Source organism: Dactylosporangium sp. NBC_01737 (assembly GCF_035963215.1).
Taxonomy (GTDB): Bacteria; Actinomycetota; Actinomycetes; order Mycobacteriales; family Micromonosporaceae; genus Dactylosporangium.
Map to the genome: position 1 here is coordinate 10,788,031 of NZ_CP109153.1, position 20,313 is coordinate 10,808,343.

Sequence of the window (20,313 nt, forward strand, 5' to 3'; positions counted from 1 at the left end):
ACGGATCATCCATATTGACTAGACAATATGGTCCCGAGGAGGGCGGGCCGGCGTCAAGGCATCGACGGTGCCAACGTCCAGCCGCGCGACGGCGGGCGCGTACCGCGGGTCCGCGGCACCGTCGGCGAGCCGCCACCGCAGCGCGGCGCGGAGCTTGCCGGCCAGCTCACCGGCCCGCGCCGGGTCCGCGCCCCGGAACACCGCGGCGAGGCCGTCGCCGCCCAGCAGGGCGAGCAGCGCGGGCCCGTCGACGTCGTCGTCGCCGTCGCGCAGCAGGCGGTGCACCGCGTCGCGCAGGGCCGCCACGCCCACCGGCGGGTCCGCCGACGCCGTCGCGGCGGCCACGACGTCCCGGGCCGCGGCGAGCGCGTCGAGGTCGGCGAGCACCCGGGCCGCCTCGACCGCCACCCGGATCTCAGGGTCGCCGAGCAGGCCTGCGATCGCGTCGCCCTGCGCGAGCCGGTCGGCGTACCGCTCGTCGCCGCTCGCGCCGATCGCCGCGACCCGCACCCCGACGCTCAGCCGGGGTCCGCGGCCGTGGCGGCGAGCCATGCACCCACCCGCTCGCAGGCCGGCGCGCCGGCGTCGACCAGGCGGACCTCCAGGGCCCAGAACGGGTACGGGTCGTCGAGCAGGTCGGCGGCGGACGCCGCGCCGAGGACCTCGACGATGCGGGGCAGGTCGGCCGCGCCGTCGTCGCCGGTGAGGAACGCCATGACGCCCAGGGCGCTGTTCCAGCACGCGGTGACCCGCCGCTGAACGGCCAGCGGCAGGGCCGGGCCGGGCGCGACGGCGAGCATCGCCCGTGCCTCGGCGAGCACCTCGGCGTCGTACGCGGCAAGCGGGTTCGCGTTGCCCCAGCGGCCCTGCGCCTCCGCGTAGGTGTACTGGTCGAGCGCGACGCCCCGGGCCTGCACGTCGTCGCTGTGCAGCAGCGTCCGGTAGGCCGCGAGCAGCCCGTCCGGGTCGAGGGTGGCATAGCCGGCACTGGGCAGCGGCGGGGACGCGGTGTCGAGCGCCTCGACCGCCCGCCGGTCCGGTCCGGCGAGCTCGGCGACGTCCCAGTGAAACGATGAGAACCCGTACACCGCTGCGAATGTACTCAGCCGTTGCGGAGGTCACGCACCGATGCCGCGGTGGATGTTGCGGCAACCATGTGGTTGCTATAGCTTAGATGACGCAACCGTTTGGTTGCGTCATCTGTCGAGTGGGGGCGTCATGGCCGCGTGGCAGTACGTGGTGCTCGCCGGGCTGGGGGCCTTCCACGGCCTCAACCCGGGCATGGGCTGGCTCCTCGCCCTCGCCGGCGGCGTCCGCGAGCGGCGCCGCACCGCGATCGCGGCCACCCTCGGCCCGATCGCCCTCGGGCACGCCGCGTCGGTGTTCGTGATCGCGACCCTGGTCATGGCGCTGATGTCGGTGACCACGGCCCGCCTCGTCGCGACCGGCGGCGGCCTGGCCCTGACCGCCGTCGGCGTCTGGCGCCTGCGCGCGGCGGCGCACCACCACTGGACCCACCTGCGCCCCGCCGGCCGCCACGTGCTCGCGTGGTCGTTTCTGATGTCCTCCGCGCACGGCGCAGGGCTGATCCTGCTGCCGGTGATCGCCGCGGTACCGGTGGCGAACGCCTCCCATCACGGCCACAGCGTGGCCGACGACGGTGAACGGGCCACGGCGCTCACCGGCCTGCTGGCCACGGCGGTGCACACGGCCGCCATGGTCGGGGTCGCCGGGGTGGTCGCGCTCGTCGCCTACGAGCTGCTCTCCATCCGGGGCGTGCGGCGCATTGCCCGCATCGACGTGGAGCGGGTGTGGTCGTTCGCGCTCATCGGCTCCGGCCTGGCGACGCTGGCCTTCACCTTCTGGCCGTGGTGAGCCTTCCGGCCGTGGTGAGCCTTCCGGCCGTGGTGAGCCTTCCGGCCGTGGTGAGCCTTCCGGTCCCGGTGCGCCCTCCGGTTAGGGTGGATCGCCACGCAGCCGCCACAGGAGCCGACCATGCCGATGCCGAACCCGACGACGCTCGATGCCGCCTGATCCCGAGGAGGCGGCCGTCGCCGTGTTCACGGCCCTCGCCGACCCGAACCGCCGCGCGATCCTCGCCTCGCTCGCCGAGCACGGCCCGAGCACCGCGACGGACCTGTCCGGCCGGCTGTCGATCACCCGGCAGGGCGTCGCCAAGCACCTCGCGCTCCTCGCCGACGCCGGCCTGGTCACCAGCGACGCCGGCGGCGGCAGGCGGGTGCTCTTCCGGCACCGCTCCGAGCCGATCAGGGTCGCGCAGTCCTACCTCGCCGCCCTGGCCGCCGACTGGGACGACCGCCTCACCCGCCTGTCGTCGTTCCTGACCGAGCCGCCGCGGTGACCACGACCGTGCTGTAGTGCGCGGCGAAGCTGCCGCCCAGGGCGTCGACGGCGGCGCCGAAGCCCTCCAGGACCCGCTCCAGCTGCTCCGGCTCGAGTGTGGTGTGCCCGCCGAACGTGGGCAGCTGATCGAGCCACTGGTCGCGGGTGTAGGTCACGTCCCAGTCGAAGCGCCACTGCTCGGGCTCGCCGAACCCGCCCGCCGCCCGTACCCCGTCGGCGGCCGCGGCGCACATCGCCGCGTAGGGGCCGCCGGCGGGTGCCGGGCCGAAGCCCGCGGCGGCGAGGGACCCGGGCAGGACCCGGCGGTACACGGCGGCGAACGCCTCCGCCGCCTCGGGCTGGGCCTGGAAGGCGTTCCAGAACACCGCGAGCCGGCCGCCGGGGCGCAGCACCCGGGCCGCGGCGGCCGCGCCGGCGAGCGGGTCGACCCAGTGCCACGCCTGGCCCGCGACGACGGCGTCGAACCGCCGCCCGGCGGGGTCCCACGCCTCGAACGTCGAGACCTCGACCGGCAGGCCGGCCCGGCGGGCGAAGGCGGCCATCCGGGCGTCCGGCTCGACCCCGAGGACCCGGCAGCCGGCCGCCGCGAACTGCCGCGCCGCGATGCCGGTGCCCGCGCCGACGTCGAGCACGTCGGGGCCGGGGCTCGCGGCGACGATCCGGTCTACCATCGCCTCGGGGTAGGTGGGCCTGGTCCTGTCGTACCGTTCGGCGTCCACGCCGAAGGACTCCGCCACCTGACGGTGCTGGTGCGGTTCGATAGTGGGCATGCGCCCACGCTAGTGGGCACGCGCCCACTCGTCAACGAACGGAAGGGACGGGACGCAGTGCCGACAGGGGTCGCCATCCGCGACGTCCGCGAGCAGCTGTTCGGCGCCGCCGAGCGGGTCCTGCTGCGCGACGGCCCGAACGCGCTGACCAGCCGCGCGGTCACGACCGAGGCGGGCTGCGCCAAGGGCGTGCTGCACAAGCACTTCACCGACTTCGACGCGTTCCTCGCCGAGTTCGTGCTGGACCGCATCGCCCGCCTCGACGAGCGCACCGCCGCCCTGCGCGACGCCGCCGGCACCGGCACCGTCGCGGACAACCTGACCGGCGCCGTCACCGCCCTGTTCTCCTCGGCCGCCCTCGCCCTGGTCGGCCTCATCACCGCCCGCGACGAGCTGCGCGCCCGCCTGCGCCGCGACCTGCCGGCCGGCGTGCCGGTGCTCACCGAGGCCGCCGAGCTGATCGCCGCGTACCTCGCCGCCGAACGCGACCTGGGCCGCATCGCCCCCGCCGCCGACGTCGACACCCTCGCCGCGATGCTCATCGGCACCACCCACCTGCGCCACGCCGGCCGCGACACCCCACCCGACCCCGACACCGTCCGCCGCATCGTCACCGCCGTCCTCGCCACCTCCGGCCGCCTGCCCATGTGACGCGGTGAAGCTTTCACCCGGTCTTGCGGGGCTGAGCAGGGGGCGGGCACCGCGGCGGGTGTGTGCCGGTGCGGGGCGCACCGGGGCCGCCTACCGTCGGGCGGACCCTGCGGAAGGACCCCCGATGCGACGCTGGAAGCCCGTGCTCGCCATCACCGGCACGCTCATCGCGGCCGCCCTCGCGTTTCCTGAGCCGGCGAGGGCGGCGGCGCCGTACGAGGACCCGGGGCTACCCGTCGCCGTGCGGGTCGAGGACCTCCTCGGCAGGATGGGTCTCGACGAGAAGGTCGGGCAGATGACGCAGGCGGAGCGGGCGTCGATCAGCGCGGCGGAGGTCACGCAGTACCGCATCGGCAGCATTCTCAGCGGGGGCGGGTCGGCGCCGTCGCCGAACACCGCGGCCGGGTGGGCGGACATGGTCGACGGGTTCCAGCGGGGTGCCCTCGCGACGCCGTTGCGCATCCCGATGGTGTACGGCTCCGACGCCGTCCATGGGCACAACAACCTCTACGGCGCGACGATCTTCCCGCACAACATCGGGCTCGGCGCCACCCGTGACCCGGCGCTGGTGCAGCAGGTCGGCCGGGCCACCGCGGAGGAGGTCGCGGGCAGCGGCGTGGACTGGACGTTCTCGCCGTGCCTGTGCGTGGCGCGCAACGACCGGTGGGGGCGCACGTACGAGTCGTTCGGCGAGCGGCCCGAGCTGCCGGTGTCGATGGCGACGGTGATCGACGGGTACCAGGGCGGCGGTGTCATCGCGACCGCGAAGCACTACGTCGGCGACGGCGGCACCACCGGCGGCGTCGACCAGGGCGACGCGCAGATCTCCGAGGCCGAGCTGCGCTCGGTGCACCTGCCGCCGTTCCAGGAGGCGGTCCGCCGCAACGTCGGCTCGGTGATGGTGTCCTACTCGTCGTGGAACGGGCAGAAGCTGCACGGCAGCGACTACCTCATCACCACGGTGCTCAAGGGCGAGCTCGGCTTCAAGGGCTTCGTCGTGTCGGACTGGAACGGCATCGACCAGATCGAGGGCGGCACCGGGTTCACCGCGTCGGAGGTGCGCCGGGCCGTGAACGCCGGCATCGACATGGTGATGGTGCCGACGCAGTGGAAGTCGTTCATCGCGACGTTGAAGGCCGAGGTGCAGGCGGGCCGCGTGCCGATGTCCCGCATCGATGACGCGAACCGGCGGATCCTGACGAAGAAGTTCGAGTACGGCCTGTTCGAGCACCCCCTCGCGGACCGCAGCCTGGCCTCGACGATCGGCGGCGCCGCGCACCGCAGTGTCGCGCGGCAGGCGGTCCGCGAGTCCCAGGTGCTGCTGAAGAACACCGGCGTGCTGCCGCTGCCGAAGACCGGCGGGAAGCTGTTCGTGGCCGGCCGCGCCGCCGACGACATCGGACGGCAGTCCGGCGGCTGGACGATCAGCTGGCAGGGCAGCACCGGCGCGACCACGCCCGGCACCACGATCCTGCAGGGGATCCGGGCCGCCGCGCCCGGGCGGACCGTGACGTACAACGCCGCCGGCACCGGCATCGACGCCTCCTACGCGGCGGCCGTCGCCGTCGTCGGTGAGGGCCCGTACGCGGAGGGGCAGGGCGACCGGCCCGGCTTTCTCGGCCTGGACGCCACCGACCTGCAGACCCTCGCGACGCTGCGCGCCTCCGGCGTCCCCGTCGTGGTCGTGCTCGTCTCCGGCCGCCCGCTCGACGTCACCGCGCAGCTGCCCGACCTCTCCGCGCTGGTGGCCGCGTGGCTGCCCGGCACCGAGGGCGCCGGCGTCGCCGACGTGCTGTTCGGCGACCATGCGCCGACCGGCAAGCTGCCCGTCACGTGGCCGCGCAGCGCCGACCAGGAGCCGATCAACGACGGCGAGGGGCTGTTCCCGTACGGGTTCGGCCTCACCTACACCACGACCCCGGCCGGGCCGGGCGCCCCGACCGGACTCACCGCGTCGGCGGTCACGGCCACGTCGGCGACCCTGTCGTGGACCGCCGCGACCGGTGGCACGGCGCCGCTGAGCTACCGGGTCGCCCGCGCCGGCACCGTCCTGGCGACGGTCACCGGGACCTCGTACGCGCTGACCGGCCTCACCCCGGACACGACCTCCACCTACACCGTGACCGCGGTCGACGCGACCGGCGCCGCGGGCCCCGCGTCCGCGCCGGTGACCGTGACGACGCCGGGTGGCAGCGACGCGGCCACCTGCCAGATCACGTACGGCGTCAACGACTGGGGCGGCGGCGGGTTCGGCGGCAGCATCACGATCCGCAACCCGCGACCGGTCGCGATCAACGGCTGGACCCTCGCGTTCACGTTCCCCGGGACGCAGCGGATGACCCAGGGCTGGTCGGCGGTCTGGTCGCAGAGCGGCGCGACGGTCACCGCCCGCAACGAGACGTGGAACGCGACGATCCCGCCGGACGGCACCGTGTCGATCGGCTTCAACGGCACGTACACCGGCAGCAACCCACGCCCGACGGCCTTCACCCTCGGCGGGGCGCCCTGCACCCTGCTCTGATACGTGCCCGCACCGTGGCGGCACCGCGGCCGCAACCCCGGGACGGGACCCTTCAGGTTCCAGCACAAACTCCGGGGGGCAACTTTGTCGCGACGTCATCACCGTGCCGCGGGCCTGATCGCAGGCGTCGTGGCCGCCGGTCAGCTCATGGCGCCGGGCAACGCGTGGGCCGCAGCCACCACCGCCGTGGCCACCGCCACCAAGGCACCGGCCATCCCCGTGTCCGCGGTCGGGACCGTCGCGTCGGTCCGGACCACGGACTCGACGCTGGTCGTGAACCGGGCCTACAGGTTCCGGGACAGCCGGCCCAAAACGATCAGGTTCAACGTGACCGCGGGCACCGCCGTCGTCGTCAACGGCTCGGCCGGCGGGCTCGCCACGGTCCGCGCCGGCATGCAGGTGACGGTCACCGGCACCCAGACCAACGCGACGATCGTGGCCACCAGGGTCGTCGCGCGCAAGTGAGGGGCTAACTGTCCGACGTTCTCCTTCAGGGCGCCGCGGCGGCGCCGATGGGTCTGCTGACGGGCGTGCCGGCGGGCACGCGGTTGCCCGGAAGGGGAGATGCAGTGAGCGTTGAGGCAGCAGCCCGGGGGCGCGGCGACGCCACCGCCGATGACGCGACGCGCTATCTGACGTTCACGTTGAACGGCGAGTCCTACGCGCTGGACATCTTCCACATCACCGAGATCCTGGAGTACCGCAACCTCACCGTCGTGCCCATGACGCCCGACTTCGTGCGCGGCGTCATCAACCTGCGCGGCCGGGCGGTGCCGGTCATCGACCTCGCGATCCGCTTCGCCAAGGGCGCCACCGCCATCGCCAGGCGCACCAGCATCATCATCGTGCACATCCGCGGGATGCCCGGCTCCGGCGACGCCGGAGCGGCCGACGGCCGCGGCAGCGGCCAGGACATCGGCATCCTCGTCGACGCGGTCAGCAAGGTCGAGACGTTCACGGCGGAGGACATCGAGCCCGCGCCGTCGTTCGGCGCCGGCATCCGGGCCGACTTCATCAGCGGGATGGCGAAGCGGGACAACGACTTCATCATCGTGCTGGACATCGACCACGTCCTGTCGCTGAGCGACATGGCCGACCTGGCGACGGCGATCCCGGAAGAGTCATGACACCGTCACTGATCGGGCCCACGGAGATCACGACGACCGAGTTCCAGGCCATCAGCGAGTTCCTGCACCAGCGCACCGGCATCCGGCTCTCACCGGGCAAGGAGACGCTGGTGATGGGGCGGCTGGACAAGCGGCTGCGCAAGCTCGGGTTGGACAGCTACACGCAGTACCTGCAGGTGCTGCGCTCGCCGCAGCACGCGGCGGAGACCCGCCAGGCGATCGACCTGCTGACCACGAACGAGACGTTCTTCTTCCGCGAGCCCCGGCACTTCGAGTTCCTCGGGCAGGTCGTGGCGCCGGCGCACCGCTCGACCCGCCCGTTCCGCCTGTGGAGCGCGGCGAGCTCCAGCGGTGAGGAGGCGTACAGCGCCGCGATGGTGCTCGCCGACACGCTGCCGAACGTGCCGTGGGAGGTCGTCGGCACCGACATCTCCTCGCGGGTGGTCGCCGGGGCCGCGGCCGGCCTCTACCCGATCTCGGCGGCGGAGAAGATCCCGGCCCCGTTGCTGCGCCGGTACTGCCGCAGGGGCCGCGACGAGTACGACGGCCTGATGGCCATCGACCGGTCGTTGCGGGCCAGGACGACGTTCCTCGGCGCGAACCTCCTGGAGGACCTGACCCGGCTCGGCCGCTTCGACGTCATCATGCTCCGCAACGTGATGATCTACTTCGAGACCGCGACGAAGGCGGAGGTGATCGGGCGGCTGCAGGAGATGCTGTACCCCGGCGGATACCTCATCGTCAGCCTGTCCGAGACGCTCAACGGGATCCCGTCGCGGCTGCGGGCCGTGCAGCCGTCGATCTACCGCGTGCCCGGAGCCGACGATGCCTAGCGCGCCCGAGGTGTACCTCAATCCGGGCGACTTCCACTTCGGCGCCGCCGGTACCCGCATGCGCACGGTTCTGGGCTCCTGCGTGGCGATCACGCTGTGGCACCCGCGGCTGCGGGTCGGCGGCATGTGCCACTACCTGCTGGCACACCGCCCGGCGCCGGCGACGGCGGACCTGCCGGAGCCCAACGGCCGCTATGCCGAAGACGCGGTGCAGTTGTTCCTGCGCGAGATGGACCGCAACGGCACCCGCCCCGCGGAGTACCAGGCGAAGATGTTCGGCGGTGGCGACCAGTTCCCCGGCAGCTCCCCCGGGCCGGCGCCGCACGTGTCGAAGGACAACATCGCGATCGGGATGCGGCTGCTGCGCCGGCACGGGTTCCGCCTCACCGCCAGGCACCTGGGCGGCACGGGATCGCGGCAGCTGGTGTTCGAGCTGGACACCGGCGACGTCTGGCTGCAGCACACCGCGCGCCAGACGGAGCGGCGCACGGCACGGGCCGGCTCATGACCGGCCCGGAGCGCAGCGGAGAGGCCGGGCATCAGGGGCGCGGTCCGTCAGGCCGGCGCCGGAGCGCAGCGGAGGCGACGGCATGACCGGCCCGGAGCGCAGCGGAGAGGCCGGGCATCAGGGGCGCGGTCCGTCAGGCCGGCGCCGGAGCGCAGCGGAGGCGACGGCATGACCGCCGGGACCGGCAAGGGGATCAGGGTCGTCATCGTCGACGACTCCGCGGTCGTGCGGCAGGTCCTGTCGCGGCGGCTCGCCGAGACCCCCGGCATCGAGGTGCTCGGCTCCGCCTCGGATCCGATCTTCGCCATGACGCTGATGAACCGCAGCTGGCCGGACGTCGTCGTGCTGGACATCGAGATGCCCCGGATGGACGGCATCACGTTCCTCAAGAAGATCATGGCGACCCGGCCGACACCGGTGGTCATCTGCTCGACGCTGAGCCAGCGGGGCGCGCGGGCCACGATGGACGCGTTCGCGGCGGGCGCGGCGGGCGTCGTACCGAAGCCGACAACGGGACTGAAGCAGTTCATGTCCGACGACAGCGGTGACATCGTGGCCGCGGTCAGGGCGGCCGCGGCGGGCAAGGTCGCGCGGCTGACCCGCCCGGCACCCGCGGCCCCTGCCGCACCGGCGACACCCCGGCCCGCACCGCTCACGGCAGGGCCGGACCGGATCATCGCCATCGGGACCTCCACCGGCGGCACCCAGGCGCTGGAGACGGTGCTGACGGCGCTGCCGCGCAACAGCCCGGCCATCGTGATCGTGCAGCACATGCCGGAGAAGTTCACCGCCGCCTTCGCCGAACGCATGGACATGCTGTCCGCGATCCAGGTCCGGGAGGCCGCGGACGGCGATGCCCTCCAGGAGGGGCTGGCCCTGGTCGCGCCCGGCGGCCGGCACATGCAGCTGCTGACCGACGGCGCCCGGTTCCGGGTCAAGGTGAGCGACGGGCCGCCGGTCAACCGGCACCGGCCCTCCGTCGACGTGCTGTTCCGCTCCGTCGCGCGGGTCGCGGGCCGCCACGCGCTCGGCGTCATCATGACCGGGATGGGCGACGACGGCGCCCGTGGCCTGCTGGAGATGCGCACCGCCGGCGCGCTCACGGTCGCGCAGGACGAGGCGACCTGCGTCGTGCACGGCATGCCGAAGGAAGCGGTCCGGCTCGGTGCCGTCGACCGGGAAGTGCCGCTGACCGCCATCGCTGAGGTGATCCGTACCCATGGTTGAGTTCCTGATCGCTGCCCTCGCCCTCGCCGCCGGACTGGGCGCCGGCTACTGGTTCGGGGGCGGGCGTCGCCGCGCCGGGCAGGCCGACGACGCCGCGGCCGGCGCGCCGGGCGACTACGAGCGCAGCGTCACCGACTTCACCGCCGCGGTCGCGCCGGTCTGGTCGAGCCAGATCGAGTCGTCCCGGGTCCAGATGGAGACCGCCGTCGCCGCGGTCACCACCGAGTTCAGCCAGATCGTCGACAACCTCGACGCGGTGCTCGCCTCCTCCAGCGCGGTGCTGGAGGACAGCCACGGCGGCGGCTCGTTCGACCGTGGCCGGCAGCGCCTCGGCAACGTGGTCGGCACCCTCGACGACGCGCTGAGCTCCAAACGCGAGGCGCTGCGGGACCTGGAGACGCTGCTCGGCCTCAACGACGACCTCAAGCAGATGACCGCGGAGGTCGCCCAGATCGCGGCGCAGACCAACCTCCTGGCCCTCAACGCCTCGATCGAGGCCGCCCGGGCCGGTGAGGCCGGCGCCGGCTTCGGCATCGTCGCGCTGGAGGTGCGGCAGCTGGCGGAGCGCTCGTTCCAGACGAGCGAGAAGATGGCCGCCCGGGTCGAGGGCATCGCCGGGGCGATCGCCGGGGCGCTGACGAAGGCCGAGGGCGACACCGAGCGCGAGGGCGCCGCCGTCGCCCGGGCCAACTCCGAGGTGACCGAGGTCCTGGACGACCTCGGTGCCGTGTTCGCCGGGCTGCGGGAGTCCTCCGACCGCCTCGAGCAGGCGGCCGTCGGCATCCGCTCAGGGGTCTCGGAGGCGATCGTCAACCTGCAGTTCCAGGACCGGATCGGCCAGGTCCTGGAGCACCTCAGGGACAACATCGGCCGCATGCCCGTGGTCGTCGCCGAGTCCCGGCCGCTCGACCCGCGCGGGCTGCTCGCCGAGCTCGAAGCGACCTACACCATGCACCAGGAGCGGGAGGCGCACCACACCGGCGCCAGAACCGCCGCCGCCGTTCCCGAATCAGAGATCACGTTCTTCTAGGAGGGCACGCATGTCGAAGACCATTCTGATCGTCGACGATTCGGCGTCGGTACGGCAGGTCGTCTCCATCGCGCTGCGCGGCGCCGGCTACGAGGTGGTGACCGCCTCCGACGGTCAGGACGCGCTCAAACAGCTCGACGGCAAGCGGATCCACCTGATCATCTCGGACGTGAACATGCCGAACATGGACGGGATCACGCTCGTCGGGGAGGTCAAGAAGCTGCCGTCGTACAAGTTCACGCCGATCATCATGCTCACCACCGAGTCGCAGGAGGACAAGAAGCGGCAGGCGCAGGCGGCCGGCGCCAAGGCGTGGGTGACCAAGCCGTTCCAGCCCGCGCAGATGCTCGCGGCGGTCTCGAAGCTGATCATGCCGTGACGCCCCTGCTGGAGCTCGACGGCGAGCTGACCATCGCCGTGGCGGCCGAGCAGCAGGCGCGGCTGCGGACGTTCCTGCAGCAGGGCGCCGCCGCGGCCGGGATCGGCCTGTCCGGCGTGACCGAGCTGGACACCGCCGGCCTGCAACTGCTGCTCGCCGCCCGGCGCGAGGCGGCGCAGCGGGGCACCGCGCTGACGTTCCTCTCGCCGAGCCGGGCCGTCCGCGACGTCTTCGTCATGGCCCACCTCGCCCTTGAGCCGGACGGGGTGCCGCTGTGACCGACGACGATCTCAACGACGCGCTCGACACGTTCATCACCGAGGCGCGGGAGCTGCTGCAGGACTTCGAGGAAGGGCTGCTCGGCCTGGAGGACGAGCCGAGCGCCCAGGACACCGTCAACGCCCTGTTCCGCACCATGCACACCCTCAAGGGCTCCGCGGGCCTGTTCGGCCTGCACCACCTGGTGGCGTTCACGCACGTGGTGGAGACCGTGCTGGACTCCGTCCGCGAGGGCGAGCTGGCGGTGTCGGCGGAGCTGGTCAGCGCGTTGCTGCCGTGCGGCGACCACGTCTCGTCCATGGTCGAGGGGGTCGCCGCCGGCCGACTGGACGCGACGACCGGCGAGACCGTCGACGGCGACCGGCTGCTCGCGGCCCTCCAGCCGTTCCTGACGGTCTCGTCCTCGTCCTCGCCGGCGCCCGATCCCGTCGTCCAGGCGGACGAGACGCTGCGCACGTGGCGGCTGACCCTGCGGTTCGGGCCCGACAGCCTGCGCAACGGCATGGACCCGCTGTCGTTCCTGCGGTACCTGGCCACGATGGGCGTGCTGGAGCGGGTCACGACCCTCACCGACGCGCTGCCGGACGCCGAGCTGATGGACCCGGAGACCTGTTACCTCGGCTTCGAGGTCGACTTCGTCAGCGGCGCGGCGAAGGCCGACATCGAAGGCGTCTTCGACTTCGTCCGCGAGGACAGCCAGATCAGCATCGTGCCCGCCGACGACCAGGCGGACGACTACGTCAAGGTGATCGAAGGCCTGCCCGACCAGGACCGCCTCGGCGAGCTGCTCGTCCGCAGCGGCGCGGTCACCGACCTGGAGATCGCGCGGGCGCTGCAGATCCAGCAGGAGCGCAACCGCACCGGCGACACCCTGCCGCAGCTCGGCGAGATCCTCATCGAGACGCAGACGGTGCCCAAGCCCGTCGTCGACGCGGCCCTGGGCAAGCAGCGCAAGACCGCCGACAGCCGCTCGCAGGAGACGCAGACCATCCGCGTGTACGCCAACCGCCTCGACAAGCTCATCGACCTGGTCGGCGAGCTGGTCATCGCCCAGTCGAGTGTCGGCATCCACGGCCGGGACGACGAGGGCCACGACGAGGCGCAGAGCGAGGTGATGCGCCTGGTCGAGGAGGTCCGCCACAGCGCGCTGTCGCTGCGCATGGTGCCGATCGGCACGACACTGCGCCGGTTCGAGCGGGTCGTCCGCGACGTCTGCGTCGACCTCGACAAGGACGTCGACCTGGTCATCACCGGCGGCGAGGCGGAGATGGACAAGGCCCTCGTCGAGCGGATCGGCGACCCGCTGCTCCACCTGGTCCGCAACGCCCTGGACCACGGCGTGGAGCCCCGCGCCGAACGCGAGCGGCAGGGCAAACCCGTCCGCGGGAAGCTGCGCCTCAACGCCTTCCACGACGCCGGCTCCATCGTCATCGAGGTCGCCGACGACGGCCGCGGCCTCAACCGCGACCGCATCCTGGGCAAGGCCGTCGAGCGCGGCATGGTCCAGCCCGGCGCCGTCATGACCGACCACGAGGTGTTCGACCTCATCTTCGAACCGGGCTTCTCGACCGTCGAGACCGTCTCGAACCTCTCCGGCCGCGGCGTCGGCATGGACGTGGTGCGCCGCAACATCGCCGAACTGCGCGGCACCATCGAGGTCGACACCGCCGCCGGTGCCGGCACCACGTTCCGCATCCGCCTGCCGCTGACCCTCGCCATCATCGACGGCTTCCTCGTCGGCGTCGGCCCGTCGGCGTTCATCGTCCCCCTCGACCGCGTCACCGAATGCGTCGAGCTGCCCCCTCACGCGGCCGAGCGCGACTGCATGTACCTGCGCGGCGAGGTCCTGCCCTTCATCCGGCTCCGCACGATCTTCGACATCGCGGGCGCCCCGCCCCGCCGCCAGAACGTCGTCGTCATCGAACAGTCCGGCCAGCGCGCCGGCCTCGTCGTCGACACCCTCCTCGGCCAGTTCCAGACCGTCATCAAGCCCCTGGGCGTGCTGTTCAGCGAGGCCCGCTGCATCAGCGGCTCCACCATCCTGGGCAACGGCGAGGTCGCGCTGATCCTCGACGTCGGCCCCCTGGTCGCCGAGAACGTCAGCCGCGAGCAGGTCCTGGTGTAGCCCGGCCCGCGCCCAGTTCCTGGTATGCGGCAAGGACCGCCTCGGCCCCCTTGGCGGCCTCGACGGCCGTCCCCGCGATGCTCGCGTCCACCCGTGTCAGCGTCCGCCGTGCCTGCGCGGCGTCCCCGCCCTCGCGGCGCGCCCGCGCGGCTGCAAGGGCCGTGCACTGCGCGGCCATCCGCCGCAGCTGATCGACCCGCTGCCCGGCCGTGGCCTGGACGGACCTGATCTGCCCGGCCAGCAGCAGGTCGTGCCGGTCGAGCTCGCGGCGCAGGGGGTCGTCGTCCGGCAGGGCCGACGCGCAACTGCGGGTGGCCCGCTGCATGTCCGCCAGGCGTTCCTGTTCGCCGAAGGCACGGGCGAGGTCCCAGCGGGCCGCGCCGAGCACGGACCGGACCTCCTTGCGGTCGATGGAGGTCACCCTGGGCAGGTACTCGATGACGGTCCAGCACGCGGCGTCGGCGCGCTCCCAGTGGAACCGGTCGGTGACGGACACGTGGGGTGTGCGCCAGCGGTTGAGCCACTGCAGCGCCCACAGCGTGGCCACGACGGCCGCGGTCACGATGACGGTGGCGGCGTCCTCGAACGCCGTGAGCTTGACGACGAACAGCCCAGCCACGGTGATCAGCGGGATGCTCACCGTGCCGTCCGGCCCCGGCCAGCGCAGCCACGGCGGCCCGTACACCCGGACCGGTCCACTGTGCGACCCCACCGGTCAGCCCTCCGGCCGTCGTGGCGCGGGCGAGGTCCGGTGGGGCCGGCGGCGGCCGGGGGGGACGGGTGCGTGCATGTCGGGTCCTTCGGGGCAGGCAATGACGACTGCCGACCAGACTTCCCGGCGCACCTGTGCCGACTGTACGACCGGAACGCAACCCCCACGGCCCTCAGAACCGGTCGAACTTGCTTTCGTCGATATCGGGAACGCTCACCTCGACGGAGCGCGGCGAGTACGTGCCGCCGCCGTTGCCGCCATACTGGGAGGTGTTGTAGTTCAGGCCCTTCGACTGGGGCTTGGACTGTGACACGTCGCGCTGCGGGCGGTTGCCGCCGGCGGTGGCGCGGCGGTCGCCCGGACCGCCGGAGTCGGTGGTGAAGAAGGCCATCATGTTCTGCAGCTGATGGGTCTGCGCCGCCATCTCCTCGGCGGTCGCCGCGAGTTCCTCGCTGGAGGACGCGGTCTGCTGGGTGACCTTGCCGATCTGGGTCATCGCGATGTTGATCTGGTGGACGCCGGTGGACTGCTCGCCGCTGGCGGCCGCGATCTCCTGGACCAGGTCCGACGTTCTGGTGATGCTCGGAATGATCTTGTCGAGGAGCGCGCCGGCGTGTTCGGCGGTGGTCACGCTGCCGGCGGCCAGTTCGCTGATCTCCTGCGCCGCGATCTGGCTGCGTTCGGCGAGCTTGCCGACCTCGGTGGCGACCACGGCGAAGCCCTTGCCGTGCTCGCCGGCGCGGGCGGCCTCGATGGTCGCGTTCAGGGCGAGCATGTTCGTCTGGAAGGCGATGTCGTCGATGATGCCGATCTTGCTGGTGATCTGCTTCATCGCGTCGAGGGTCTTCTGCACCGCGCCGCCGCCGTCGTGGGCCTCGGTCGCCGCGCTCGTCGCGATGCCCTCGGTGGTGCGGGCGTTCTCGCTGTTCTGGGCTATTCCGGCGGTCATCTGCTCGATGCTGGCGGTGGTCTCCTCGACGCTGGCGGCCTGCTCGGTGGCGGCCTGCGACAGGCTCTGCGAGGCGCCGCTGATCTGGCTGGAGGCGTTGCTCAGCTGCGTCGCGGAGTCCACGACAGTGCTCACCGTCTCGGCGAGGCGGTCCAGTGCGATGTTGAGCGCGGCGCCCATGCGGCCGACCTCGTCCCGGCTCGCGACCGTGACCCGCTTGTCGAGGCGGCCCTCGGCCATCGAGGACAGGACGCCGACCGTCTCGTTCAGCGGCTTGGAGATCGACCGGCTGATCACCTGCACGACGGTGAACGCCAGCACCAGCGCCACCACGATCAGCCCGATCGACAGGATCCGCGAGGAGTCGTACGTGGACTTCGACTCGGCCAGCGTCGACTCCGCGGCCTTGTTCTCCTGCTCGACCAGGTTGGTCAGCGCCGTGTCGATGGCCGAGGCGAGCGCCGCTCCCTGGCCCTTGGCCGCCGCGTTGAACTCGGCGTACTTGTCGGCTCTGGCGAGTGGGATCAGTTGCTCCGTGAGCACCGTCTGGTAGGACTTCCACGCGGCGTTGAACGACTCCCGGTCGGCCTTGCCGCTCTGCGCGTCGCGGGCGTCGAAGGTCTGCCAGCTCTCGTCCAGCGCCTCGACGGTGGCGTTGAGCCTCTGCTCGACGGCGTCCTTGTCCGCGGTGGTCTGCGCGAGCGCCAGCTCACGGATGAGGAACCTGAGGTCCTTGTAATCCCCGCCGACGTCGTTGACCATCTGGACGGTCCGCAGGTTCTTGTTGTACAGCACGTCGAGACGTTCCTGGGCGTTGCCGAGCTGGACCAGCCCGAAGATCCCGATCGCGAGCAGCAGCACGGACACCACGCCGGCCAGGCTGCCCAGTTTCCAGGCGACGGAAAGGTCCCGGAATCCGGAGCGGCGGCGGTCGCCGGTTGCGTCAGCCATGTCCTGGGCCTCCTCAGGAGTTGGATCATGCTCCCTGATCATCGGCGCGGCACCGCGAACGTCTGAGTATTTCCGCGACGAACCTCGCGTCATCCGATCGGGCGGAAGGCGACTGAAATCCGGTGAAACCACGGTGAATGCCGGCCCCGGCACGATCGGTGCAGTCGTGGCGGACCGCGCCACAGCGACGGTTGGGAAGGAGGGACGTGACCACCACCCCGTCCCCGTCGGCGATCGTGGCCACCGGGTTGCGCAAGTCGTTCGGTGAGCACGTGGTCCTCGACGGCATCGACCTGGACGTCCCGCGCGGGACGGTCTTCTCACTGCTCGGGCCCAACGGGTCCGGCAAGACGACCACGGTGCGGATCCTGTCCACGCTGATCCGGCCCGACGCCGGGCAGGTGTCCGTCGCCGGGCACGACCTGGACCGGGAGCCCGGTGCCGTGCGGGCCGCGATCGGCGTCACCGGCCAGTTCTCGGCGGTCGACACGCTGCTCACGGGCGAGGAGAACCTCCTGCTCATGACGGACCTGCACCACCTCGGGCGGGCCGAGGGCCGGCGACGGGTCGCGGACCTGCTGGGCCGGTTCGACCTGCTCGACGCGGCCAGGAAGACCGCCGCCACCTACTCCGGCGGGATGCGGCGCCGGCTCGACCTGGCGATGACGCTCGTCGGCGACCCCAGCGTCATCTTCCTCGACGAGCCGACCACCGGGCTCGACCCGCGCAGCCGGCGGACCATGTGGCAGATCATCCGGCGGCTCGTCGCCGGTGGCGTGACGGTGTTCCTGACCACGCAGTACCTGGAGGAGGCCGACGCCCTCGCCGACCGCATCGCCGTGCTGGACCACGGCAGGGTCGTGGCGGCCGGTACCGCCGACGAGCTGAAACGGCAGATCCCGGGCGGTCACATCCGGCTGCGGTTCGCCGACGCCGACGGGCTCGACGCCGCCGCCCGCGTCTGGCCCGGCGCCGCACGCGACGACGAGGCCCTCACGCTGCGGGTGCCCGGCGACGGCGGCGTCGGGTCGCTGCGGGCGCTGCTCGACCGGCTCGACGCGGCCTCGGTCGAGGTCGCCGACCTGTCCGTGCACACCCCGGACCTCGACGACGTCTTCCTCGCCCTGACGGGCAGCCCGAACACCGCACCGATGACCGAGCAGGAGACCGCGCGATGAGCACACTCACCCACACCGTGGCCGACTCGACCACGATGCTGCGCCGCAGCCTGCGGCACACGCTGCGGTACCCGGCCTCGATGGTCACCTCCCTGGCCATCCCGGTGCTGTTGCTGCTGCTGTTCGTCGGCGTCTTCGGCGGCGCGCTCGGCGCCGGCATCGCCCACGGCGGCGGCTACGTCGACTACATCGTGCCGGGCATCCTGCTGGTGACCGTCGGTTACGGCGCCTCGACGACCGCCCTGGCCGTGAACAAGGACATGGCCGAAGGCATCATCGACCGGTTCCGCACCATGGCGATCGCCCGCAGCGCGGTGCTCACCGGTCACGTGCTCGCGGCCACGATCCGCACGATGGTGAGCATGGCGCTGGTCATCGGGGTGGGGCTGCTGATGGGGTTCCGGCCCACCAGCGACCCGGTGCGGTGGCTCGCCGCGACCGGCGTCCTGCTGCTGCTCGTCCTTGCCCTGACCTGGCTGGCCGTCGCGATCGGGCTGGCGTCGCCCACGGCGGAGGGCACGACCGGCTTCCTGCTCATCGTGCAGGTGCTGCCCTTCGTCAGCAGCGCGTTCGTCACGACCGAGTCGATGACGGGGCCGGTGCGCTGGTTCGCCCACAACGAGCCCTTCACGCCGATCATCGACACGGTACGGGGACTGCTGATGGACACCCCGGTCGGCGGGCGCGGCATCGTCGCCGTCGCCTGGTGCGCCGGCCTGGCGCTCGCCGGCTACCTGTGGGCCCGCGCGGTCTTCAGCCGGCCGCCGCGTCCGTGAGGCCAGGCTCCCCGGCCGCGAGGCCGCGCTTCCCGCCGTGGGGGCAGGCTCCCCCACGGGGTCGTGCTCCCCGGCCGTGGGGCCGGGCTCCCCGCCGCGAGCCCGCGGCGCGCCCGCAGGGCCGCCGACGCGGCGTCGTGCAGCGCGTCGCGGTCCAGGCCGGCGTACGCCGTCACCGCCGCGGCATAGGCGGCGGTGGCGGTGAGCTCGTCGCGCAGCCGCGCGTACGCGGCGGGCATCGTCGGCTGGAACTCCCGCATGAACCGGAAACGCTCGGCGAGCGCCGTCAGCCGCGCCGCGGACGCCGCGCCGCGCCCGTCACCGGTGCGCCGCCCCCGTTCCAGGTCGACGGCGGCGAGGGCGAGCAGCAGCGCACCACGGATCGGGTCGCCGACGTCGGTTTCGTCGCCCGGCACGGGCAGCAGCCGCGACAGCAGCCCCGGCAGGTCACCGGCGATGTGCCGCACCAGGTCGAGCCGGTCGTGCTGCGCGTGCGCCAGCACCGTCGCGGCCTGGACCTCCACCGCCCACGCCACGGAGCCCGGCAGCTCCCGGGGGATGCCGGCCGGATCCCGGAGCCGGTCGGCGACCCGGCGCCACAGCCGCAGCCCGGCGTCGACGTCGCCGCGGGCGAGCAGGATCTCCGCACGGACCGACGAGCCGAACATGTACGTGTCGGCGGCCATGTCGCCCTCACCCGCGTGCTCCAGCCACTGCTCCGCCTCGTCGAGGGCACCGCGTTGCAGGCTGGCGAGCGCCATCGCACCGCGTACCCGGGAGGCGCTCGAGGACACGCCGGGCTGCCGCAGCCCGTCCAGCACCGCGAGGGTCTCGGCCAGGTGCGCGCCGCCCTCCTCGCCGCGGCCGACCTGCAGGCACAGCTCACCGACCCGGGAGTGCGCCACGGCCCGCATCCACGGCGTCGCCCAGCCGCCGAACGCGGCGAGCATCGCCCTGGCGGCCAGCAGCGCGGCCTCGGCGTCGTGCTGCTGCTCGTAGAGGTAGCTGGCGGCGCCGTTGGCGACCCCGGACAGCAGCGGCTCGTCGCTGTCGCACAGCGCCCGCAGCCCGTCCGGGTCCACGATGAGGGTCCGCACGACCGTGTCGGCGGCGCCGACCAGCGTGCCCGGCGGGACCGCCGGCAGCCGGCGCAGTGCGACCAGCAGGCGCCGCGGCAGCGGTGCCCGCATGAGCATGTCGTTCAGCGCGCACAGCAGCACCGCCGTGTGGGTCACCTCCGCCGTCGCCGGGGTCGGCCGCACGTGCGACAGGATCCACGTCGCGTCCCTCGTCAGGGCCGTCATCCGCAGGAAGTTGCCCTCGACGGACCACAGGCCGGCCAGCACCGCCGCCGTGGCGGCGACCGTCGGGCCGTCGCCGCGGTCGAGCCCGTGGCGCAGGGCCAGCATGAGGTTGTCCTGCTCGGCGCGGATCCGTTCGGCCGCCGGGACGAGGTCGGCGCCGAAGACCGAACCGGCGTGCGTGGTGGCGAACTCCCGGGCCCACGCCATCAGCCCGTCGACCGCGTGGCCGGTCCCGCCGGACCGCGAACGGTGCGCGGTGCTGAACTCGCGGACGGTCTCCAGCATCCGGAACCGGGTGCCCGCACCGGTGTCGGTGACCTTCAGCAGCGACTGGTCGGCGAGCTGGGTGAGCACCGCCATGACGTCGCCGTCGCCGAGGACGTGGCGGGCGGCGGCGGCGGTGAACCCACCGGGGAAGACCGACAGCGCCCGCATCGCCGCCCGGCCCGAGGGCTCCAGGAGGTTCCAGCTCCAGTCGATGACGGCGTGCAGCGTGCGGTGCCGCGGCGGTGCGTCCCGTGCCCCGCCGCGCAGCAGCGCGAACCGGTCGTCGAGGCCGCGGGCGATCTCGGGCACCGACATGACCCGGACGCGGGCCGCCGCGAGCTCCACCGCGAGGGGCAGCCCGT

General features: G+C 72.9%; 21 protein-coding genes. 15 read left to right on the top strand and 6 right to left on the bottom strand.

The window, feature by feature from the left end; genetic code table 11:
* Window positions 1–18 precede the first annotated feature (18 nt).
* Window positions 19–552 (bottom strand): hypothetical protein, encoded by a 534-nt coding sequence (locus OHA72_RS49655; protein ID WP_327003078.1) that lies wholly within the window; start codon window positions 550–552, stop codon window positions 19–21.
* Window positions 519–1,088, bottom strand: coding sequence for a hypothetical protein (locus OHA72_RS49660; protein WP_327003079.1), 570 nt, complete (start codon window positions 1,086–1,088; stop codon window positions 519–521). The genes OHA72_RS49655 and OHA72_RS49660 overlap by 34 nt, the downstream gene beginning before the upstream one ends.
* A 130-nt stretch (window positions 1,089–1,218) precedes the next feature.
* Here OHA72_RS49660 and OHA72_RS49665 point away from each other — a divergent pair, with 130 nt between their 5' ends.
* Window positions 1,219–1,875 carry a hypothetical protein gene (locus OHA72_RS49665; RefSeq protein ID WP_327003080.1) on the top strand — a complete coding sequence of 219 codons (657 nt, stop codon included), beginning with the start codon at window positions 1,219–1,221 and terminating at the stop codon, window positions 1,873–1,875.
* A 148-nt stretch (window positions 1,876–2,023) separates the two neighbouring features.
* Window positions 2,024–2,362, top strand: coding sequence for an ArsR/SmtB family transcription factor (locus OHA72_RS49670; protein WP_327003081.1), 339 nt, complete (start codon window positions 2,024–2,026; stop codon window positions 2,360–2,362).
* Here the strand turns inward: OHA72_RS49670 and OHA72_RS49675 are convergent.
* Window positions 2,322–3,134 (bottom strand): class I SAM-dependent methyltransferase, encoded by an 813-nt coding sequence (locus tag OHA72_RS49675; protein ID WP_327003082.1) that lies wholly within the window; start codon window positions 3,132–3,134, stop codon window positions 2,322–2,324. The two genes, OHA72_RS49670 and OHA72_RS49675, sit on opposite strands and share 41 nt — an antisense overlap.
* 57 nt (window positions 3,135–3,191) lie before the next feature.
* Here OHA72_RS49675 and OHA72_RS49680 point away from each other — a divergent pair, with 57 nt between their 5' ends.
* The 11 genes from OHA72_RS49680 (at window position 3,192) to OHA72_RS49730 (ending at window position 13,814) form a co-directional block, all read left to right on the top strand.
* The gene (locus tag OHA72_RS49680; protein ID WP_327003083.1) at window positions 3,192–3,785 is read left to right on the top strand and encodes a TetR family transcriptional regulator; all 594 of its coding nucleotides are present in this window, start codon (window positions 3,192–3,194) and stop codon (window positions 3,783–3,785) included.
* Window positions 3,786–3,909: 124 nt separating this feature from the next.
* Window positions 3,910–6,306 carry a glycoside hydrolase family 3 N-terminal domain-containing protein gene (locus OHA72_RS49685; protein WP_327003084.1) on the top strand — a complete coding sequence of 799 codons (2,397 nt, stop codon included), beginning with the start codon at window positions 3,910–3,912 and terminating at the stop codon, window positions 6,304–6,306.
* Between the two features lie 129 nt (window positions 6,307–6,435).
* Window positions 6,436–6,771, top strand: coding sequence for a hypothetical protein (locus OHA72_RS49690; protein ID WP_327003085.1), 336 nt, complete (start codon window positions 6,436–6,438; stop codon window positions 6,769–6,771).
* A gap of 104 nt (window positions 6,772–6,875) precedes the next feature.
* A complete protein-coding gene (locus tag OHA72_RS49695; protein ID WP_327003086.1) occupies window positions 6,876–7,433 on the top strand; it encodes a chemotaxis protein CheW in 558 nt (185 codons plus the stop codon).
* The gene (locus OHA72_RS49700) at window positions 7,430–8,266 is read left to right on the top strand and encodes a CheR family methyltransferase (RefSeq protein ID WP_327003087.1); all 837 of its coding nucleotides are present in this window, start codon (window positions 7,430–7,432) and stop codon (window positions 8,264–8,266) included. The genes OHA72_RS49695 and OHA72_RS49700 overlap by 4 nt, the downstream gene beginning before the upstream one ends.
* Entirely contained in the window at window positions 8,259–8,774 is a 516-nt protein-coding gene (locus tag OHA72_RS49705; RefSeq protein ID WP_327003088.1) for a chemotaxis protein CheD, read from the top strand. Before OHA72_RS49700 ends, OHA72_RS49705 begins: the two co-directional genes overlap by 8 nt.
* 168 nt (window positions 8,775–8,942) lie before the next feature.
* Window positions 8,943–10,001 carry a protein-glutamate methylesterase/protein-glutamine glutaminase gene (locus OHA72_RS49710; RefSeq protein ID WP_327003089.1) on the top strand — a complete coding sequence of 353 codons (1,059 nt, stop codon included), beginning with the start codon at window positions 8,943–8,945 and terminating at the stop codon, window positions 9,999–10,001.
* Complete coding sequence (locus tag OHA72_RS49715) at window positions 9,994–11,031, top strand: methyl-accepting chemotaxis protein (protein ID WP_327003090.1); 1,038 nt, start codon at window positions 9,994–9,996, stop codon at window positions 11,029–11,031. Before OHA72_RS49710 ends, OHA72_RS49715 begins: the two co-directional genes overlap by 8 nt.
* A gap of 10 nt (window positions 11,032–11,041) precedes the next feature.
* The gene (locus tag OHA72_RS49720) at window positions 11,042–11,410 is read left to right on the top strand and encodes a response regulator (protein ID WP_327003091.1); all 369 of its coding nucleotides are present in this window, start codon (window positions 11,042–11,044) and stop codon (window positions 11,408–11,410) included.
* Window positions 11,407–11,688 carry an STAS domain-containing protein gene (locus tag OHA72_RS49725; protein WP_327003092.1) on the top strand — a complete coding sequence of 94 codons (282 nt, stop codon included), beginning with the start codon at window positions 11,407–11,409 and terminating at the stop codon, window positions 11,686–11,688. The genes OHA72_RS49720 and OHA72_RS49725 overlap by 4 nt, the downstream gene beginning before the upstream one ends.
* Window positions 11,685–13,814 carry a chemotaxis protein CheA gene (locus OHA72_RS49730; RefSeq protein ID WP_327003093.1) on the top strand — a complete coding sequence of 710 codons (2,130 nt, stop codon included), beginning with the start codon at window positions 11,685–11,687 and terminating at the stop codon, window positions 13,812–13,814. Before OHA72_RS49725 ends, OHA72_RS49730 begins: the two co-directional genes overlap by 4 nt.
* On the opposite strand, the gene OHA72_RS49735 is transcribed toward OHA72_RS49730, so the two are convergent.
* Together OHA72_RS49735 and OHA72_RS49740 are read right to left on the bottom strand one after the other, a co-directional pair.
* Window positions 13,789–14,526 (bottom strand): hypothetical protein, encoded by a 738-nt coding sequence (locus OHA72_RS49735; RefSeq protein WP_327003094.1) that lies wholly within the window; start codon window positions 14,524–14,526, stop codon window positions 13,789–13,791. The genes OHA72_RS49730 and OHA72_RS49735 overlap by 26 nt on opposite strands.
* Before the next feature lie 172 nt (window positions 14,527–14,698).
* Window positions 14,699–16,426, bottom strand: a complete 1,728-nt coding sequence (locus tag OHA72_RS49740; protein ID WP_327003095.1) for a methyl-accepting chemotaxis protein — start codon at window positions 16,424–16,426, stop codon at window positions 14,699–14,701.
* Window positions 16,427–16,632: 206 nt separating this feature from the next.
* On the opposite strand from OHA72_RS49740, the gene OHA72_RS49745 reads away from it, so the two are divergent.
* Window positions 16,633–17,604 (top strand): ATP-binding cassette domain-containing protein, encoded by a 972-nt coding sequence (locus OHA72_RS49745; protein WP_327003096.1) that lies wholly within the window; start codon window positions 16,633–16,635, stop codon window positions 17,602–17,604.
* The gene (locus OHA72_RS49750) at window positions 17,601–18,380 is read left to right on the top strand and encodes an ABC transporter permease (protein WP_327003097.1); all 780 of its coding nucleotides are present in this window, start codon (window positions 17,601–17,603) and stop codon (window positions 18,378–18,380) included. Before OHA72_RS49745 ends, OHA72_RS49750 begins: the two co-directional genes overlap by 4 nt.
* Here the strand turns inward: OHA72_RS49750 and OHA72_RS49755 are convergent.
* The gene (locus tag OHA72_RS49755; RefSeq protein ID WP_327003098.1) at window positions 18,335–20,296 is read right to left on the bottom strand and encodes an ATP-binding protein; all 1,962 of its coding nucleotides are present in this window, start codon (window positions 20,294–20,296) and stop codon (window positions 18,335–18,337) included. The two genes, OHA72_RS49750 and OHA72_RS49755, sit on opposite strands and share 46 nt — an antisense overlap.
* Window positions 20,297–20,313 lie beyond the last annotated feature (17 nt).

Excerpts from the sequence above, each read along its gene's own strand:
- OHA72_RS49655 (WP_327003078.1), bottom strand. The coding sequence starts at position 552 with ATGGCTCGCCGCCACGGCCGCGGACCCCGGCTGAGCGTCGGGGTGCGG.
- OHA72_RS49665 (WP_327003080.1), top strand. The coding sequence starts at position 1,219 with ATGGCCGCGTGGCAGTACGTGGTGCTCGCCGGGCTGGGGGCCTTCCAC.
- OHA72_RS49670 (WP_327003081.1), top strand. The coding sequence starts at position 2,024 with ATGCCGCCTGATCCCGAGGAGGCGGCCGTCGCCGTGTTCACGGCCCTC.
- OHA72_RS49675 (WP_327003082.1), bottom strand. The coding sequence starts at position 3,134 with ATGCCCACTATCGAACCGCACCAGCACCGTCAGGTGGCGGAGTCCTTC.
- OHA72_RS49685 (WP_327003084.1), top strand. The coding sequence starts at position 3,910 with ATGCGACGCTGGAAGCCCGTGCTCGCCATCACCGGCACGCTCATCGCG.
- OHA72_RS49700 (WP_327003087.1), top strand. The coding sequence starts at position 7,430 with ATGACACCGTCACTGATCGGGCCCACGGAGATCACGACGACCGAGTTC.
- OHA72_RS49705 (WP_327003088.1), top strand. The coding sequence starts at position 8,259 with ATGCCTAGCGCGCCCGAGGTGTACCTCAATCCGGGCGACTTCCACTTC.
- OHA72_RS49710 (WP_327003089.1), top strand. The coding sequence starts at position 8,943 with ATGACCGCCGGGACCGGCAAGGGGATCAGGGTCGTCATCGTCGACGAC.
- OHA72_RS49715 (WP_327003090.1), top strand. The coding sequence starts at position 9,994 with ATGGTTGAGTTCCTGATCGCTGCCCTCGCCCTCGCCGCCGGACTGGGC.
- OHA72_RS49720 (WP_327003091.1), top strand. The coding sequence starts at position 11,042 with ATGTCGAAGACCATTCTGATCGTCGACGATTCGGCGTCGGTACGGCAG.
- OHA72_RS49740 (WP_327003095.1), bottom strand. The coding sequence starts at position 16,426 with ATGGCTGACGCAACCGGCGACCGCCGCCGCTCCGGATTCCGGGACCTT.
- OHA72_RS49750 (WP_327003097.1), top strand. The coding sequence starts at position 17,601 with ATGAGCACACTCACCCACACCGTGGCCGACTCGACCACGATGCTGCGC.